The 15300-nt window shown below is 72.6% G+C and carries 16 protein-coding genes; 5 read left to right on the forward strand and 11 right to left on the reverse strand.

Going from position 1 to position 15300, the window contains the following annotated elements:
* Positions 1-107: 107 nt before the first annotated feature.
* The 4 genes from ACIBO1_RS18695 to ACIBO1_RS18710 all read right to left on the reverse strand — a co-directional run bounded on the left by ACIBO1_RS18695 (position 108) and on the right by ACIBO1_RS18710 (position 4118).
* A complete protein-coding gene (locus tag ACIBO1_RS18695; RefSeq protein ID WP_396748060.1) occupies positions 108-728 on the reverse strand; it encodes a DUF1775 domain-containing protein in 621 nt (206 codons plus the stop codon).
* The gene (locus ACIBO1_RS18700; protein ID WP_396748062.1) at positions 725-2464 is read right to left on the reverse strand and encodes a FixH family protein; all 1740 of its coding nucleotides are present in this window, start codon (positions 2462-2464) and stop codon (positions 725-727) included. Before ACIBO1_RS18700 ends, ACIBO1_RS18695 begins: the two co-directional genes overlap by 4 nt.
* A 15-nt stretch (positions 2465-2479) precedes the next feature.
* On the reverse strand, positions 2480-3184 hold the full coding sequence (locus tag ACIBO1_RS18705; RefSeq protein ID WP_396748064.1) for a YcnI family protein: 705 nt from the start codon (positions 3182-3184) through the stop codon (positions 2480-2482).
* A 112-nt stretch (positions 3185-3296) separates the two neighbouring features.
* Complete coding sequence (locus ACIBO1_RS18710) at positions 3297-4118, reverse strand: class I SAM-dependent methyltransferase (protein ID WP_396748242.1); 822 nt, start codon at positions 4116-4118, stop codon at positions 3297-3299.
* Positions 4119-4337: 219 nt separating this feature from the next.
* Here ACIBO1_RS18710 and ACIBO1_RS18715 point away from each other — a divergent pair, with 219 nt between their 5' ends.
* The 3 genes from ACIBO1_RS18715 to ACIBO1_RS18725 are packed head-to-tail and all read left to right on the forward strand — an operon-like array spanning position 4338 to position 5399.
* Complete coding sequence (locus ACIBO1_RS18715; RefSeq protein ID WP_396748066.1) at positions 4338-4700, forward strand: DUF2089 domain-containing protein; 363 nt, start codon at positions 4338-4340, stop codon at positions 4698-4700.
* The gene (locus ACIBO1_RS18720) at positions 4697-4957 is read left to right on the forward strand and encodes a hypothetical protein (protein ID WP_396748068.1); all 261 of its coding nucleotides are present in this window, start codon (positions 4697-4699) and stop codon (positions 4955-4957) included. Before ACIBO1_RS18715 ends, ACIBO1_RS18720 begins: the two co-directional genes overlap by 4 nt.
* Positions 4958-4976: 19 nt before the next feature.
* Entirely contained in the window at positions 4977-5399 is a 423-nt protein-coding gene (locus tag ACIBO1_RS18725; protein ID WP_396748070.1) for an SHOCT-like domain-containing protein, read from the forward strand.
* A gap of 99 nt (positions 5400-5498) precedes the next feature.
* Here the strand turns inward: ACIBO1_RS18725 and ACIBO1_RS18730 are convergent, their stop codons facing one another.
* Genes ACIBO1_RS18730 through ACIBO1_RS18750 form a run of 5 tightly spaced genes read right to left on the reverse strand, consistent with a single transcriptional unit; the run spans position 5499 to position 12628 of the window.
* Positions 5499-8309, reverse strand: coding sequence for a DUF5682 family protein (locus ACIBO1_RS18730; protein WP_396748072.1), 2811 nt, complete (start codon positions 8307-8309; stop codon positions 5499-5501).
* Complete coding sequence (locus tag ACIBO1_RS18735; RefSeq protein WP_396748073.1) at positions 8306-9418, reverse strand: AAA family ATPase; 1113 nt, start codon at positions 9416-9418, stop codon at positions 8306-8308. Before ACIBO1_RS18735 ends, ACIBO1_RS18730 begins: the two co-directional genes overlap by 4 nt.
* Positions 9419-9432: 14 nt before the next feature.
* Positions 9433-10767 carry a VWA domain-containing protein gene (locus tag ACIBO1_RS18740; protein WP_396748075.1) on the reverse strand — a complete coding sequence of 445 codons (1335 nt, stop codon included), beginning with the start codon at positions 10765-10767 and terminating at the stop codon, positions 9433-9435.
* Positions 10764-12161 carry a hypothetical protein gene (locus tag ACIBO1_RS18745; protein WP_396748077.1) on the reverse strand — a complete coding sequence of 466 codons (1398 nt, stop codon included), beginning with the start codon at positions 12159-12161 and terminating at the stop codon, positions 10764-10766. The genes ACIBO1_RS18740 and ACIBO1_RS18745 overlap by 4 nt, the downstream gene beginning before the upstream one ends.
* The gene (locus ACIBO1_RS18750; protein WP_396748244.1) at positions 12161-12628 is read right to left on the reverse strand and encodes a hypothetical protein; all 468 of its coding nucleotides are present in this window, start codon (positions 12626-12628) and stop codon (positions 12161-12163) included. The genes ACIBO1_RS18745 and ACIBO1_RS18750 overlap by 1 nt, the downstream gene beginning before the upstream one ends.
* A 314-nt stretch (positions 12629-12942) precedes the next feature.
* Here ACIBO1_RS18750 and ACIBO1_RS18755 point away from each other — a divergent pair, with 314 nt between their 5' ends.
* Both ACIBO1_RS18755 and ACIBO1_RS18760 read left to right on the forward strand, forming a co-directional pair.
* Positions 12943-13461, forward strand: coding sequence for a SigE family RNA polymerase sigma factor (locus ACIBO1_RS18755; RefSeq protein WP_396748079.1), 519 nt, complete (start codon positions 12943-12945; stop codon positions 13459-13461).
* 3 nt (positions 13462-13464) lie between these two features.
* Positions 13465-13656: a hypothetical protein gene (locus tag ACIBO1_RS18760; protein WP_396748081.1), complete on the forward strand. Its 192-nt coding sequence runs from the start codon at positions 13465-13467 to the stop codon at positions 13654-13656.
* Between the two features lie 43 nt (positions 13657-13699).
* Here the strand turns inward: ACIBO1_RS18760 and ACIBO1_RS18765 are convergent, their stop codons facing one another.
* Together ACIBO1_RS18765 and ACIBO1_RS18770 are read right to left on the reverse strand one after the other, a co-directional pair.
* Positions 13700-14155 (reverse strand): STAS domain-containing protein, encoded by a 456-nt coding sequence (locus tag ACIBO1_RS18765; RefSeq protein WP_396748083.1) that lies wholly within the window; start codon positions 14153-14155, stop codon positions 13700-13702.
* A 243-nt stretch (positions 14156-14398) separates the two neighbouring features.
* Positions 14399-15079: an HAD family hydrolase gene (locus ACIBO1_RS18770; RefSeq protein ID WP_396748085.1), complete on the reverse strand. Its 681-nt coding sequence runs from the start codon at positions 15077-15079 to the stop codon at positions 14399-14401.
* Between the last annotated feature and the right edge of the window lie 221 nt (positions 15080-15300).

Raw genomic sequence — 15300 nt, forward strand, 5'->3', positions numbered from 1 at the left:
GGGTCCCACCGAGAGGGCCCCGGTCGATCGTCGACGATTGACCGGGGCCCCTCCCGTTCCGCGAGGCCGCGCGGCAAACTTCCCTGCCGGGAAGCCGCGCGGTCGCCCTATCGGACGCGGCGGGCGACCAGGAGACCCGCCCCTGCGGCGACGGCGACGAACACGACGACCACGGTCAGCGCCTGGCCCAGCGTCGCGCCCCCGCCCTCCGGCGAGGCCCCGCCACCCGAGGCGGCACGCGGCGCCACCATCGCCTCCGGCGGGTTCTCCAACACCGCGTTGGTCGCGATCAACCTCGGTGCCGGGTAGTCGCTGTCGGCGGTGCGGTCGATCCAGTCGAGCGAGTTGCCGTCGGCACACCGTTGCAGCACCGGGAAGTGCAGCGTGTCGCCCGCCTGGGCGGCGATCCGGGCGGTCACGCCCACCTCGGCGGTCTCCAGCCCCGGCCCGGTGAAGGTGACACGGTCCCCGGAGAGGGCGGCGGACCAGCCCTCCGGTTCCACGGTGCCGGTCGCGGTCACCCCCTCGGGCAGGGCGACGACCAGTTCCGTGGTGGGGGAGTCGTCGCAACTGTGGTCGTAGGCGAACGTCAGGGTCGTGCTGCCGTCGCCGTTCGGCTGCGCCCCCGCGACCTCGACGTGCGCCGAGGCCGGTGCCGCCCCCAACGCCAGGTACGCGACCACGCCGCCGGCCACGGCAGCGGTCCGGATCCACCGTCGCGACGTCATCCGACGTCCACCGTGACCCGGGCGACCGGACTCTCGTACTTCGAGGTCCGCACGCTGACCTGGACCACCCACGAGCCGGCGAGCGGCAGGTCGACGACCGCCTCGTACCGGCCGGGGCCGGTCGACGACAGCGTCCGCTCCAGCGGGCCGACGTCCATCGCGGGCAACTGGACCGTCAACCTCGGGTCGTCGACCGGCTCGACGGGTTGCCCCGCCGCGTCGAGGAGATTCAGTTCCATCGAGTTCACTCCCACCACCCCGGGGGTCAGCCGGACTACGGCCCGCCCTGACCCCAGCGGCGCCTCCACCAGGATCGGACGCTCCCCGGCGTCGGCCGTCGGACGCGTACCCGTCTCGGTGACCGGGCTCTGCGTGACCAGGAACCCGGTGGCGGCGACGACACCGACCAGCAGCGCCGCCTCCCACCGGACCGACCGGCGCAGCAGCCGCCACGCCGCCGCAGATCCCTCGTCGCGATCGGCGGCCACGACGCGGGGCACCAGACGGAGACGGTTGTGTGCGGCCACCGCCAGCACCACGACGGTCAGCCCGACCTTCGTCAGCAGGGCCAGACCGTAGGCCGTGCCCCACAGCGCCGCCCAGGACCCCAGGATGCGCCAGCCGAGCAGCACCCCGGCGACACCGAGCAGACCGACGAGGACGGCGGCGGTGCGCGAGAACGCGGACACCGTACGCGCCGCCGCGCCGGGCGGCAGGTCGGCCGACCGGGTCAGCGTCCACGCCAGGGCCACCAGTCCGCCCAGCCACACACCGGCGGTGACCACGTGCAGCACGTCGGCCGGGACGACCAGCCAGGCCGGACCGTAGGTCCGGGTGTGCCCGACCAGGGCGACCGCTCCCCAGGCGAGGACCACGCCGGCGAACGCCACCGCGGTCAGCGCCGCCCGTCGACCGGTCGCCCCGCCGGACGGCGGAGACCCGGCCGTCGTGGTGGCCCACCAGGCGGCACCCAGACCCAGCACCACCAGCAGGCTGCTCAGAGACTCCTCCGCACCGAGGCCGGCGGTCCACAGCGCGGGGTCGACCAGTCCGTCCAGGTCCCGGCCGTCCTGCCAGGCGGGGACGGCCGGCACCAGGACCAGCCGCGCCACCACGGTCAGCCCCACCGACCAGGCGGTCAGCCGCAGCAGCCGCCGCCGCAACACCGGCGCGTCGGCGCGCAGCAGCACCAGCAGGAAGACCAGGACGCCCGCACCGACCAGCAGACCGAGGTACGCGAGCGCCTCGGTGACCTGACGCAGCACGTCCAGCCCGCGTCCCGGACTGCTCTCCGGCACGGCCACGGCGGAGCTGCTCGGTGCCCCCACCGCGAAGCTGAACCCGCCCGAGACGGGATGGCTGTCAGCGGAGATCACCCGGAACGTCACGATGTAGGTGCCGCCGGGCAACTCCGGCGGCACGGTCAGCACCACCGTCGTGTCCACCGACCGGCTGTCGGCGGACACCTCCTCGCCGGCCGCGTCGAGCAGCCGGACGCCGCCCGGGCGTACCGCCACCGGCTCGTTGAAGGTCAACGTGATCTGGGCCGGCGTGGTCGCCAGCACGGCACCGTCGGCCGGGTCGGTGCCCAGCAGGACGGCGTGGGCGGAGGCCGGCGCTGCCGGCAGGACGGCCGCCAGCAGACCGAGCAGGCCGGCGAGCACGATGGACCATGTCCACCGTGCCCGCCCGCCTGCCACCGTCCGCCGTGCCGCGAGGCCGCTACGGGACGTCACCTGCGTCCCCGCCCGTCAGGCCGTCCTGCGGGTACGCACCAGCGCCAGCCCGCCGGCCAGCAGACCCAGCGCGCCGAGCACCAGGCCGATCCACCCCACCGCGCCGCTGCCGCCATCGGACTCCGTGCTGGTCTGGGCCACCGGCTGCACGGCGGCGTCGTCGGCGTCGCCGTCGGCCGCGGCGGTCAGCACGAACTTCGGCGCCGGATACTCCAGCTCGTCGGCGTTCTGACCGTCGGCGGGCATCTGCACCCAGGGCGTCTCACCCTGCTCGCAGGTCTGCACCGAGGGGAACGCCAGCGTCTCGCCGGCGGCGTCGGGCAACTTCACCGACAGCTCGAAGGTGTCCCGCAGGTCGTCCGGCAACGGCGTCCGGGCGGTGTAGACCACCTCGGCGACCCGCTGGGTGACCTCGTTGCCGTGACTGTCCTTGATCGGCGGGTTCAGGTCCGCCATCACCTTCTCCACCGTCCAGTTCGGGTTCACCGTCGGCGTGACGGTGACGATCTGCTCGGGGATCTGGATGGACACCTTGGTGGTGGCGGAACCGTCGCAGCCGTGCGGCACACCCATCGTCAGCACGGCGTACGAGCCGGCGGTCGTCACCGACGGGCTGATCGTGACGTGCGCGGCGGCCGGTGAGCCGGTGAGCGCCACCGTCGCGGTGGTGAAGAGCCCGAGAGCGCCGAGCTGCGCGACCCGACGACGTGTGAAGAACATGTCTGGACAACCTTCCGGGAGGGGTGCGGCGACCGGTGCGTACGCACCTCGCTTACCTGGTCGGGCGCACCCCGCCCGGAGTTCCCGGCATCGCCGGGGATTTCTGCCCCGGTCAGGAATCCTCGCGGGTGCCGAGGGCGAACCGGATGGTGGTGGTCAGCCGGAGGCTCCCGCCGTCGGGGGACAGCACGTCTGCCACGTCGGCGAGGGCGGCGGGCAGCCGTTCCGGCGGGATGCTCTCCAGGATCGTGCGGGCCCCGTGCGACCAGACCCAGGCGACGAAGTGGTCGCTGTCGCGGAACCGGCTCTCGAACGGCACGTCGTGCACGGTGACCTGGTGGTAGCCGGCACGGCGCAGCAGGTCGCCGGTCGACTCGCGGGTGGCGAAGTCGTCCTCCCGGCCGGTGGCCGGCGGTTGGCGGCGCTCCGGCGGCAGGTGTCGGGCCAGCGTGCCGAGCGCCGCGGTGAAGCGCGGGTCGTAGGCGGCGAAGGTGGTGACGCCGAGCCGCCCGCCGGGACGCAGGAGCCGCCGGTAGGCGCGCAGTGCGGGCAGCGGTGCCGGTAGCAGGAACACGACGAGTCCGGCGAGCACCGCGTCGAAGTTCGCCTCGGGTAGGGCCGGGTCCTCGGCGTCGCCGACCTCCACCCGGACGTGCGGGAGGTGGGCGGTGTCGGCGCGGGTCAGGTCGACCATCGTCGGAGCCAGGTCGATGCCGACGACACCGCCGGTGGGCCCCACGGCCTGTGCCGCGGGCACCAGGACGGCGCCTCGTCCGCACCCGACGTCGAGGACCTGTTGTCCGGGGCGCAACCCGGCCCGGCGTACCAGTTCCCGCCCCATCGGGCCGAAGAACTCCACACCGACGCGGTCGTAGGTGGCGGCGCTGCGTTCGAACACCGCCGCCGTGTCGTGGCTGGCGCGGCTCGCACTGATTCGGTTACTCACGGGCTTCCCCCTGGGTCTCTGGTGGTGCCGTCGAACCATCGATCGTCGTACCTCTATACCCAGCTCGTCTCGACCTTAACGACCACGGTATTCGTTCCAGACCGAAACTCGGCCACTATCAACTATCTTGAGGTTCTGCCGTTGCAGAGTTAAGAAATTCAAGCTACAAATAGTTCCAGGTGCGTCGTCGACGGCAGGGGGCCGCAGGTGGACTGGCAGGAACTGACGGATCTGACCCGTGGGCAACCGTTCGTGGTCGAACGGGTGCGCCTCACCGACAGCGGCATCGCGGTCGAAGGACAGTTCGAGCCGCCGCAACTGGCCCAACTCGGCGTCGACGACCAGGTGTTCGTGGCCGCGTTCGTGCGGTCGCACGGGTCGATCAAGGAGATGGAACGGATCTTCGGGGTGAGCTACCCGACGATCAAGTCCCGACTCAACCGGATCGCCGCGCAGCTCGACTTCGTGGACACCGACCCGGCGCCCACCGGTGCCGACGTCGTCGACCGGCTGCGACGAGGAGAGATCGACGTCGCGCAGGCACTGGCGGAGCTGGAGCGGTCGCGATGATTCCGCAGCTGGTGACGATCCGCCACCGCCGCACCGACGGCCGCTGGCGGAGGCGGTTCGTGCCGGTCCTGCCGGTCCTGCTGCTGATCAGCCCACTGTTGCTGCTCGCGTTGCCGGTCGCACTGGTCGCCTGCCTCGTCGTCCGGGTGAACCCGGTGGCCGCGCTGCGGGATGTGGGGCGGGTGCTGGGGGCCCTGCCCGGCACCCGGATCGAGGTCGCGCAGGGCGGCAAGACCCTGCTGGTAAGCGTCAGATGAGCCGAGGAAGAGGGACGACATGAACGAACAGCGCCGCCAGATCCTGCAGATGCTGGCCGACGGAAAGATCACCGCCGACGAGGCGGAACAGCTCATCGGCGCGCTGGAGCGCGAGCAGCCGGAGTCGTCGTCGGCCGTTCTGACCCGCCCGAAGGCCCGACCGAAGTACCTGCGCGTGATGGTGACCACGCAGGACGAGGACGGTCCGGGCCGGGTCAACATCCGGGTCCCGCTGCAACTGCTGCGCGCCGGGGTACGCCTCACCAGCCTGGTCCCGCCGCAGGCGCTCAGCAAGGTCAACGTCGAGCTGGCCAAGTCGGGCGTGCCGATCGACCTGACCCAGCTCAAGCCGCAGCACATCGAGGACCTCGTCGAGCAGCTCGACGACATGACCATCGACGTGGACCAGTCCGAGGCCAAGGTGCAGGTCTTCTGCGAGTGACCCCGACCGACGCACCGGGGCCGGCCTGCGGGGGGGGGGGGGGGGGGGGGGGGGGGGGGCGGGCCCCCCCCCCCCCCCCCCCCCCCCCCCCCCGACGCGCTACCTGTCGGACAACAGTGACGCGACCGCCTCGGCGGTGCTCGGGTGCGCCTCCACCAGGACCGCCGCACCGCTGCGGGGAGCACGCCAGTCGCCCCGGACACCGAACAGCTCGGCGACCGCGTCCACCGGCTCCGGATGACCGGCCAGCAGGGCGTGCACCGGCCCGGCGACCCCACCGGAAGCGCGCGACGCGACGGTCGGTGCGGCGGGCACGCCCAGCCAGGGCGGCACCCAGGAGTCCAGTGCGGACAGGCTGCCCGGGAACGTACGCCCCGCCTCGCGGACCAGCAGCGGCACCGACTCGGCGCCGTGCTCCCGCAGCGTGGTGACCAGGTTGGGCAGCCAGGGAAGCAGGACCGGGTCGGGAAGCCGGGCGAACGCCGTCGACATCGTCTCCACCACGAACGGCGTGAGCCCCGGCACCGGTTCCAGCGCGTGCACGAACCCGGACAGGTACTGCGGGAAGGCCGGCACCACCAGCGGGTTGGCCAACAGCTCCTGGCACTGGGCCCGCAGCTCGGTCAGGGGCAGCAGCCCGAGCTGGTGACGGGCCGCCCAGAGCAGGGCCACCTTGGCCGGCGCCTGCGGATGGGACTGACCGACCGCGAGTTCGAGCTGGGACCGGTCGCAGCCCAGCGAGAGCGCCAGGCTCTCCAGGCTGAACAGGAAGCCGAGCATCGCCCCGACCTGGCGTACGCCGGTCTCCTGCTCGACGAACGCGGTCGGCAGCAACGTGCAGTAGTGCGCGTACCCGGTGGTCACGAACGCCGCGCACCAGGCCGGCAGCGTCGGCGCGGTGGCCTGGTGGTGGGCGAGCAACCGGCGGATCCGGCGCAGTACGCGCGGTGCGTCGTCGACGGTGCGTTCGGCGGCGAGCAGCTCCACCGCCCGGGTGCCGAGTTCGTCGACCAGCCGAGGGCTGTCCAACAACCGGATGGCGTCCTCCACGGCGGCGAGAGCACCGGCGGCGGTGGCGTCCGGGCCGTGTGCCGCGCGACGCAGACGCTGTTCCAGCACCTGCTCGACGGTCACCCCCTCGTATCCGAGTTCGATGAGCGCGCGTTGGTGACGACCCAGCGCCAGATCCCAGCTCTCCTGGATGGACCGGTGGCCGAGCCGACGCTCACCCATGATCGGCCGGACCGCACCCGGCGGCAGCACGTGCCGCAGCATCCAGAGCAGGTCCGAGCAACCGGCCAGCTCCGGGTTGCCGTGCAGATCCAACAACGCCCGCTGCACGGTCCGCTTCTCCAGGTCCAGCCCGAGCGGCTGGAGCCGGTCCAGCACGTCGCGGGCCAACGGCGGCAGGGCGTCGTAGCCGACCTGGCCGATCCGGTCCCCGCCGAGCAGGATCTCGCAGAGCCGCCGCACGTCGCGCCGACCCGGCACCACGTCCTTCTCGATGCAGGTCACCGCCGCGTCGGCGAAATCGTACGGAGTGGGCCGGGCCCGGTTGCGCAACCCGGCCAACAGGATCGAGGTCTCGAACACCGCGATCGCGTCGGCCGTGCTGGCCAGGTAGCCGTTGCGTCGGGCCAGCCGGACGATGTCCACGCACCACCGGCGCAGCTCCGCCTCGTCGAGCCCGTCGAGAGCGGGCGGCGCGGCGAGGAACCCGGAGAGCCGGTCGCTGACCGCCTCGTCGGGTGCCGGATCCGGCTCACCGCGTCCCCGCCGGCCCCGGGACGTGCCGCCCCGCTGACCGTCCAGCCGGTACGGCTTCAGACCCGACCCGCTCACCGCCTTGGTCCAACTCGCCGCCGCGATCGACACCGAGCCGGGCGCGAGCCGGAACTGCGCCTCGATCGCCGAGTGGCTGGACGGGATCAGTCCGTACCGCCACCGGGTCGCGGTACGCGGGGAGATGTCGAAGTCCGGTGCGGTCGAGTCCAGACCGAACTGCTCGACCCGGCTGGCGGCGTGGAAGGCGCCGCAGACATAGAGACAGTCCTCGGGTGCGGCACCGGAGGCCGCCAGGTGCTGTCGGATCCGGGTCCACATGTAGCGTTCCCGGTCCTCGTCGCGGTCGGTACGGTCCGACCCGGCGGGACGCAACCGCCGGAACAGGCTGCCGATCAGCACCATCACCTGCCGGTAGGTGTCGTGGTCGGCGACGGCGAGCGGCCGTTCGACGTACTGGTCCCACCACTCCGACCAGTGCCGCACCTTGCCGTGGTGCAGCAGGTGCTCCTCCAGCTCGGCGAACCGGGGACGCAGGTCGCCGATCTCCACACCCACCGCGTCGCCGTGCAGGGCGACCTGCTCACCCGCCCCGGCACCGCCCTCCGCGCCGGCCGCCTCGTCCTGGGGTGGGGTCTCGCCCCGGGGCGACCACTGGAAGACGTGATCGGTGGAGCGGTCGACCAGCACCAGTTCCACCCCGGGCGTCTCCAACGCGTACGCGATCGCCTGGTATTCGGCGGACGCCTCGGTGACCGGCGCGATCACGCTGAGCGGACCCCACGCGGCGGGGAAACCGTCGAGTTCGGAGGCGAACGCCTGCACCGCCACCGGCAGCCGACAGTTGCGCAGTTCCCCCAGCAACGGTCGCAGGTCCTCGCAGAGCTCCAGATAGATCACCCGAGGCTGCTTGCTCCGCAACCGGCGCACCATGGCCAGCGCGGAGGCCGGCGAATGGTGGCAGACCGGGAAGATCTCCAGCCGCTCGCCCAGCGCCCGGTCCACGTCGTCGACCATCCCGGCGAGGATGTCGGCCAGCGCGTCCGGACCGCCCGCGAACGCGGCGGCCGCCTCGGTGAGCTGGTCACGCAGGGCGCCGAACGCGCCGACGGTCGCCGGGGCCCTCATGACAGGGCGGCGATCGCCTGACGGCCACCGTCGAGGAAGCCGCGCCACTCACCGCCGCCCTCGGTGGCCCGGGGCTCCACCACCGCGTGCAGGTACTTGTTGAGGATCGCCAGGTCCTCCGGGCTGCGTCGGGCCAGCGACCCCATCAGCGAACCGGCGAGCGTCTCGGCCCGCAGGGTCCGGTCGCCGAAGAACTGGCTGTGCAGGATCGCGTCCTCCAGCACCCCGATCTGCTCGGCGGTGGACAGCGCCGACTCCAGCTTCTCGTCGTCGCTGGTCGCCGACGCGGCGGCGGCCCGCAGGTCGGCGAAGCTCTGCAACAGGATGTCCAGCAGCGTGGGCGGCACGTCCAACTCCACGTGGTGGCGGCGCAGCAACTCCTCGGTCCGGAACCGGACGATCTCCGCCTCGCTGCGCTTGTTGGTGACCACCGGGATCCGGACGAAGTTGAACCGTCGTTTCAGCGCCGACGACAGGTCGTTGACGCCCCGGTCCCGGCTGTTCGCGGTCGCGATGATGGAGAAACCGGGCTGGGCGAAGACGATGTTGTCGTCGTTCAGCTCGGGGATGGAGACGTACTTCTCGGACAGGATGGAGATCAGTGCGTCCTGCACGTCGCTGGTGGAACGGGTCAGCTCCTCGAAACGGCCCACCACACCCTGCTCCATCGCCGTCATGATCGGCGACGGGATCATCGACTCGCGCGACTGCCCCTTGGCGATCACCATCGACACGTTCCAGGAGTACTTGATGTGGTCCTCGGTGGTGCCGGCGGTGCCCTGCACCACGAGCGTGGAGTTGCGGCAGATCGCGGCCGACAGCAGCTCGGCGAGCCAACTCTTGCCGGTGCCCGGGTCACCGATGAGCAGCAGGCCCCGGTCCGACGCCAGCGTCACGATGCTGCGTTCGACGAAACTGCGGTCGCCGAACCACTTCTGCGGGATCTCCCGCTCCAGACCGTCGGCGCGTTCCGAACCGAGCACGAACAGCCGGACCATGCGCGGGCTCAGCCGCCACGAGTACGGCTTCGGACCGGTGTCCACCGACTCCAGGAAGTCGAGTTCGTCGGCGTACTTGACCTCGGCGGGGGCACGCAGCATCTCGGACATCAGGGGTGTCTCTCCTAGGTGAGGAAGCTCTTGAGTTCGAAGACGAGTTTGCGGATGTGGCCGGAGACGACCGGGGTACCGAGGTCCTTGAGGCGCTGCCGGAACCACGGATTGACGCTCTGCTGACCGGAACTGCTGACCGAACCGACCGGGATGAACCGCACGCCCGATCGGTGCACCGCCTCGATGCCGTCGAACAGGGGCTGGGACCGGCTGAACTCGTAGAAGTCCGAGATCCAGACCAGCACCGTGTTCCGCGGCTCGACGATCTTCGGGCGGGCCATCGCCATCGCCACCGGCCCGTCGTTGCCGCCGCCGAGGTTGGTGCGGAGCAGGACCTCGAACGGGTCGTGCACCCACGGGGTCAGGTCCAACGCCCGCGTGTCGTACGCGATCAGGTGCACGTCGACCTTGGGCAGCCCGGCGAAGATCGACGCCAGGATGGTGCAGTTGACCATCGAGTCGACCATCGACCCGGACTGGTCCACCACCACGATCAACCGCGACGGCGTGGTCTTGCGCGCCGTCTGCCGGTAGTAGAGCCGGTCGACGTAGAGACGCTCGTCCTCCGGGCTCCAGTTGGTCAGGTTCTGCCAGATGGTGCGGTCCAGGTCGAGGTTGCGATAGACCCGCTTCGGCGGCACCGACCGGTCGATGCTGCCCACACTGGTCTGCTCCACCTGGGTCCGCAACACCTCGGCGACCTCGTCGACGAAGCGGCGGATCAGCGCCTTGGCGTTGGCCAACGCGACGCCGGACAGGTTGGACTTGTCCCGCAGCAGTTGCTCGATCAGCGACATGCTGGGCGTGAGCTGCCGGGCCAGCGCCGGATCCGCCAGCACCTCCCGCAGGTGCATCCGCCGGACCAGGTCACCCTCGATACCGGCGAGGGTGGCACCGAGCCCGGTGCCCTGCCGACGCAGCTCGCCGGGCGCGGTGCCGAGCGCCTGCTCGAACCAGCCGGCGTCGGCCTGCCAACGGGCCAGCTGGCCGGCGCTGACCGACCCGGCACCCGTGGCGAAGACGTTGAGCAGCACCTTCGACACCAGCGCGGCCCGACGGACCTCCGCCTCACCGGGCTGATGCGGCCCGTCGGCCGACGCCACCTCGGCGTCGGTCTCCGCGAGCAGACCCCGCAGTTCGTCGGCCACCTCGGGGAAGCGCTGCACCACGGTGTCCACCGACACCGACGGGTCCAGCAGGGCGGCCGGCAGGCCCAGGTCCTCGACCACGGCCATGCTCGCCGACTCCAGCGTGGGCTGCTCGTCCGGGTCGAAGATCCGGCCCAGCAGCCGCCAGTAGAGCACCTGCCGCCGGTTCGCGGCGGCCTGTTCGGGGGAGTCGGTCATCGGCGCAGCAACCGTCCCGCGCGCTCGCGCAGCACGGCCACGGCGTCGCCCGCCCTGGCCTCGGCCTTGGCCACCTTCGGGTCGGTGACACCCTCGGCCCAGTCACCGTTGTGCGCCTCGACGGGCGCGCGTTTCACGGTGGCCTGCACCGCCAGGGGCTGCACCCACCACCGTCCGTCGTCCCACCGCGCCAGGCCGAGGCAGGAGGTCGAGGCGGCGACCAGCGCGGGGGTGAGCGGACCGGCCGCAGGCAGCCGCTCGACCGTGACGCCGATCGACTCTCCGTCGCGTTCGAGGGTGAGGCCGTCGCCGTCCTTGCGCACCCGGTAGCCCTCCATCAGCACCGGTTCGGCGATCACGGCCGGATGCCGGTCCAGCGGGGCGGTGGCCGCCGCCGTCGCCTCGGCGAGCAACACCCGGCCGGTGGCGAAGGGGTCGGCCGGTTCGCCCGGGCGTACCTGTGACTCGCACCAGGACAGGTCACCGCCGCGCACCGGCAGGTCGGTGACGCTCACCGTCCGCCGCTGCGCCACCGCCGCCAGCAGCACGGGGTACGCCGCCAGGAGCCGCCACACCGCCGGGCCGGTGATCGTCTCGACCTTCCCGGCCGCCACCGTCGTCCGCACCAGTCGGGCCGGTCCGCCGTCGGACGGTTCGAGTACGGCGTGCACCTGCACCTGCACCGCCGTGGCGTGCTCGTGCACGTCCACCCCGAGCGGGAGCAGCCGCCCGGAGACCCGCTCGACGTCGTCCGTCGGGCCGGACCGGTCCTGCGCGAGCAGCACGGCGCGGGTCCACAGGTCGGCCCAGCGGCGGGCCGGCACCTGCGGCATCGTGGCCACCGGCAGGCTCGCCCGCACCTCGGCGGCGAGCCCGTCGAGCAGCACCGCCAGTCGGCGCAGCCGTGGCTCGGCCAGGGCGGCCTCGACCGGCGAGCCGACCGCGGAGAGCAACTCGTGGTCGACGCCGCGCCAACCGGCCACGGCCACCTCGTGCAGCCAGGCGGCGGCCGCGCCACTCGCGGCGGAGGTCTCCGCCGGTGCGCCGGACGGTGCCGTCCACCGCGCCCGGTCCCGCCCGACGGCGGTGTCGAACCGGTCGAGCAGTGCGTCGTGCGCCGCGCCGAGCAACGCCGACCGGGCGCCCGCCAGGACAGCCAGGTCGTCGGGACCGAACCCGCCGGACGTCACCCTGCCGACCGCGTCGGCCACCGGGACGCCCAGGGGAGTGCCCGCCACCGCGTCGGCCAACGCCGCCAGTGCTGCCGCCGCCTCGTCGCCGACCCGCGCGAAACCGTTCACCATCGCTTCGTCGAAGCCGGCCACCACCGTGTCGGCGTCGGCCAGGCCGGCCGGAGGGTCCTGCTGCAACTGCGCCACCTGTGTGCCGAGCATCAGCGACCCGCCCCGGTGGCCGGGAACCAGTGCAACTCGGGCAGCGCGGTGGTGCTGTCCGGCAGTTCGAGATAGGCCAGGTGGCGCAGGAACCGGCTGAACACCACGGCGGCCGGGGTCGGTTCGTGCCGGGTGTCCATCCGGGTCAGCAGATCCGCGCCGCTGCGCACCCCGTCACCGGCGTCGACCCGCAGATACCGGGCGACCCGCTCGACGCCGTACTGCAGGACGGCCTCCTCGGCCAGGGCCTGGAGGTGCTTGCAGGGCGCGCCGCGCAGTCCGCCGCAGGGCCGGTTGTTGTTGGTGCTGCAGTGATAGGCGTGGGTGCCGGCGGCCACCGACGAGACGTAGACCCGCTCGATGTCCGAGCCGCTGGAGACGACTCCCTGCAATCGGCCGTCGGCCAGTTCGACGAAGGGCACCTTCGCCAGCTTGCGCGGGCGGGCCGGCGGCACCACCGCCAGCACGCTCCGCCGCCGCCTGGCGGCCCCGTCAGCGTCCGTCACCGCAATCCTCCCGCCCGCCGCAGACTCGGCGTCCGCCCTGGTGATGCCACGCCGGCCGGTTCCGGCGCCGCCGTGCAGACAAGATCATGGCCCACGGGTACGACATCCGCCCGCGCTCAGGCCGTCCCACGATCCGCCACCCCATCAGGCCATCCTCCTAGGACGCTCTAGGGGGAGTGGGCGCGCTCATCCGTGTCCGGCAGGAGCGGCGACGAAATCGGCGTCGGCGTTAACCTCGCGGCCCGCCCAGCGCGTTCCTGCACCGGGAGGTACAGATGCGACGACACGGGGAAGCAGGGCCGCCGGACGGTCTCGTCGAGTTCGTCCGGGTCCGGTCCGACGGCCTGCTGCGGTCCGCCTGGTTGCTGACGGGGGACGCGAAACGGGCCGAGGATCTGGTGCAGACGGTGCTGGCCGACGCCTGGCCCCGTTGGCCCAGGATCGCCGACGGTGGACAGCCGGAGGCGTACCTGCGCAGGGCCTTGTTCACCACGTACGTCTCACGGTGGCAATGGCGGTGGCGTGGGCAGATCCCGAGGCCACCCACGGAGGACCCGGGGTACGGGGACATGGCCGTCGGCTCCGCGGACCGGGACGCGGTGTGTCGGGCACTGGCCCGGCTGACCCGGCGGCAGCGGGCGATCGTGGTACTGCGCTGTGTCGAGGACCTGTCGGTGGCGCGGACGGCGGAGATTCTCGGCTGCCCGGCCAGCACGGTCGAGGCGCAGCAGCAGAAGGCGCTACGGACGGTGCAGGCGGATCCACATCTCGAACTCTTCGCGGTCTGGAGGTAGGGCGTGACCTACGACGACGACCACATTCGAATCCTGCTGACCCAGGCGGTGCCGGTACTGCGGCCCCCACAGGACCGACTCGACGCGGTGGAGCATCGTGTACGCCGCCGCCGACGGTGGATTGCCGCCGGCGGCGCGCTGGCGGTGCTGCTGGCGGCCGGGCTGGCCGTCGGCGGCATCGGTGCCGCCGGTTAGGCCGAGCGTCACCGGCGTGGACGCCGTCTGCCGCGCAGACCTGTCAGCGGGATACCGGCTGATCCGGCTGTCCGGCGTCCACGAGACGGCCCGGCGCGGCAGCGACCGACGGGCGGTGGGGGCCGGTCACCTCGCGCGTGATCGACGCGGTCGGTCCCGCGAGGTGCTCCGGCGCCCGCAACACGTGCTCCGCGCCGCTGAGCGCGATCACCCTCGCCGTGCCGCTGGTGGCGGTGACGGTGATCCGCTGTCCTCGTGCGGCGGCGGTCTCCCTGATCACGAGCAGCGCGGAGAGAGCGGCGCAGTCGAGGTACCGCAGCGGAGTCAGGTCGAGGACCAGGTGGGTGATCCACTCCGGGGTCAGGAGCTGCCCGAGGTGGTGCTGGATGCGCGTGGCGGTCGCCAGATCGGCCTCACCGGACAGGGTCACGTGCCGGGTGCTCGGTCTGGCGTCATAGTGATGGAATTGCAGAAGGTCCTGGTCAGTGACGACATTCATGCGAATGCTCAGTCCCTGCCCTGGCGAAGGGCACTGGCGCGGCCGGATGAGGTTGCCACCATCGATCCGGCGCCGGGGAGGACAGCGTTCAGGTGCCGACCTCGACGTGGCGCGTAGGACGCCTTCCCTCGACCGTACCCGCCACCGGCGACCGATGCCATCCCCGCCGGTGCCGCGAACCGGTGCCGGAGTGGACGACCGAGGGCCGGGACCGCCGTCCGCCGCCCCCTGCTCTGCCGCAGGTCACCCGCCGGAGACCGGGGTGACCGGATCGAGCTGCCGGACCGCGTCGACGATGTCGGGAAAGGCGTCGACGAAAGCGTCGACGTAGCGGGGGTCGAAGTCCGCCGGTGTCCGGATCCGGCTCTGCAGGCAGCCGATGAAGTGCAGGCCCGCACCCCCGGCGGCCAGGGCGTCACCGGGGGAGTCCCCCACATAGACGCACTGGGTCGGCGGGAGTCCGGTCGAGGTGAGGAGTTCGTCGAAGGCCCGGGGGTCCGGCTTGCGGAAACGCGTGTTCCCGGCGTGGTAGACGCCGCTGACCCGGGTGGCCAGAACGTGGTCCGGTGCCAGCATGTGCCGGACCTCGTCCTCGGTGCGCGACGTCAACAGGAACACCGCTCGGCCGGAGAGCACGAACTCGTCCAGCGCCCGCAGGTTCTCCGGTGGGATCACGTCCAGTCGGCCGTCGGCGACGTGCCGCTCCAGCGCCCGCTGGTGCAGCGCGGTGAACCGGACCAGGTCGAGCCCGGGCGACCGGATGGGCATGGCGTCCAGCAGTGGCGCGCCCCACGTCGACAGGTGGACGTGCGGGGGTATCGGAGGTCGGCCCATCTCCGCGAGCACCTCGTTCTCCAGCGCGAGCGCGGCGGCCTGGGTGAGGCACAGGGTGTCGTCGACGTCCACGATCACGGCCCGGATCACCGGCCCAGCCTAGCTCTCGGCCCGCTCGTCGCAGGCGGCGGCGGGCCCCGGCGGTGTCGGTGGCAGTCCGCGAACAGCCATGGTGGCGCCACCACACCGAGTCGTGGGGGGGGGGGGGGCCCCCCCCCCGCCCCCCCCCCCCCGGGGGCGGGGGGGGCCCCCCCCCCCGGGGGGGGGGGCCGCCCCCCCCCCCCCCCCCCCCCCCGGGGGGCCCCCCCCCG

Source organism: Micromonospora sp. NPDC049903, from assembly GCF_044460945.1.
Lineage (GTDB): Bacteria > Actinomycetota > Actinomycetes > Mycobacteriales > Micromonosporaceae > Micromonospora.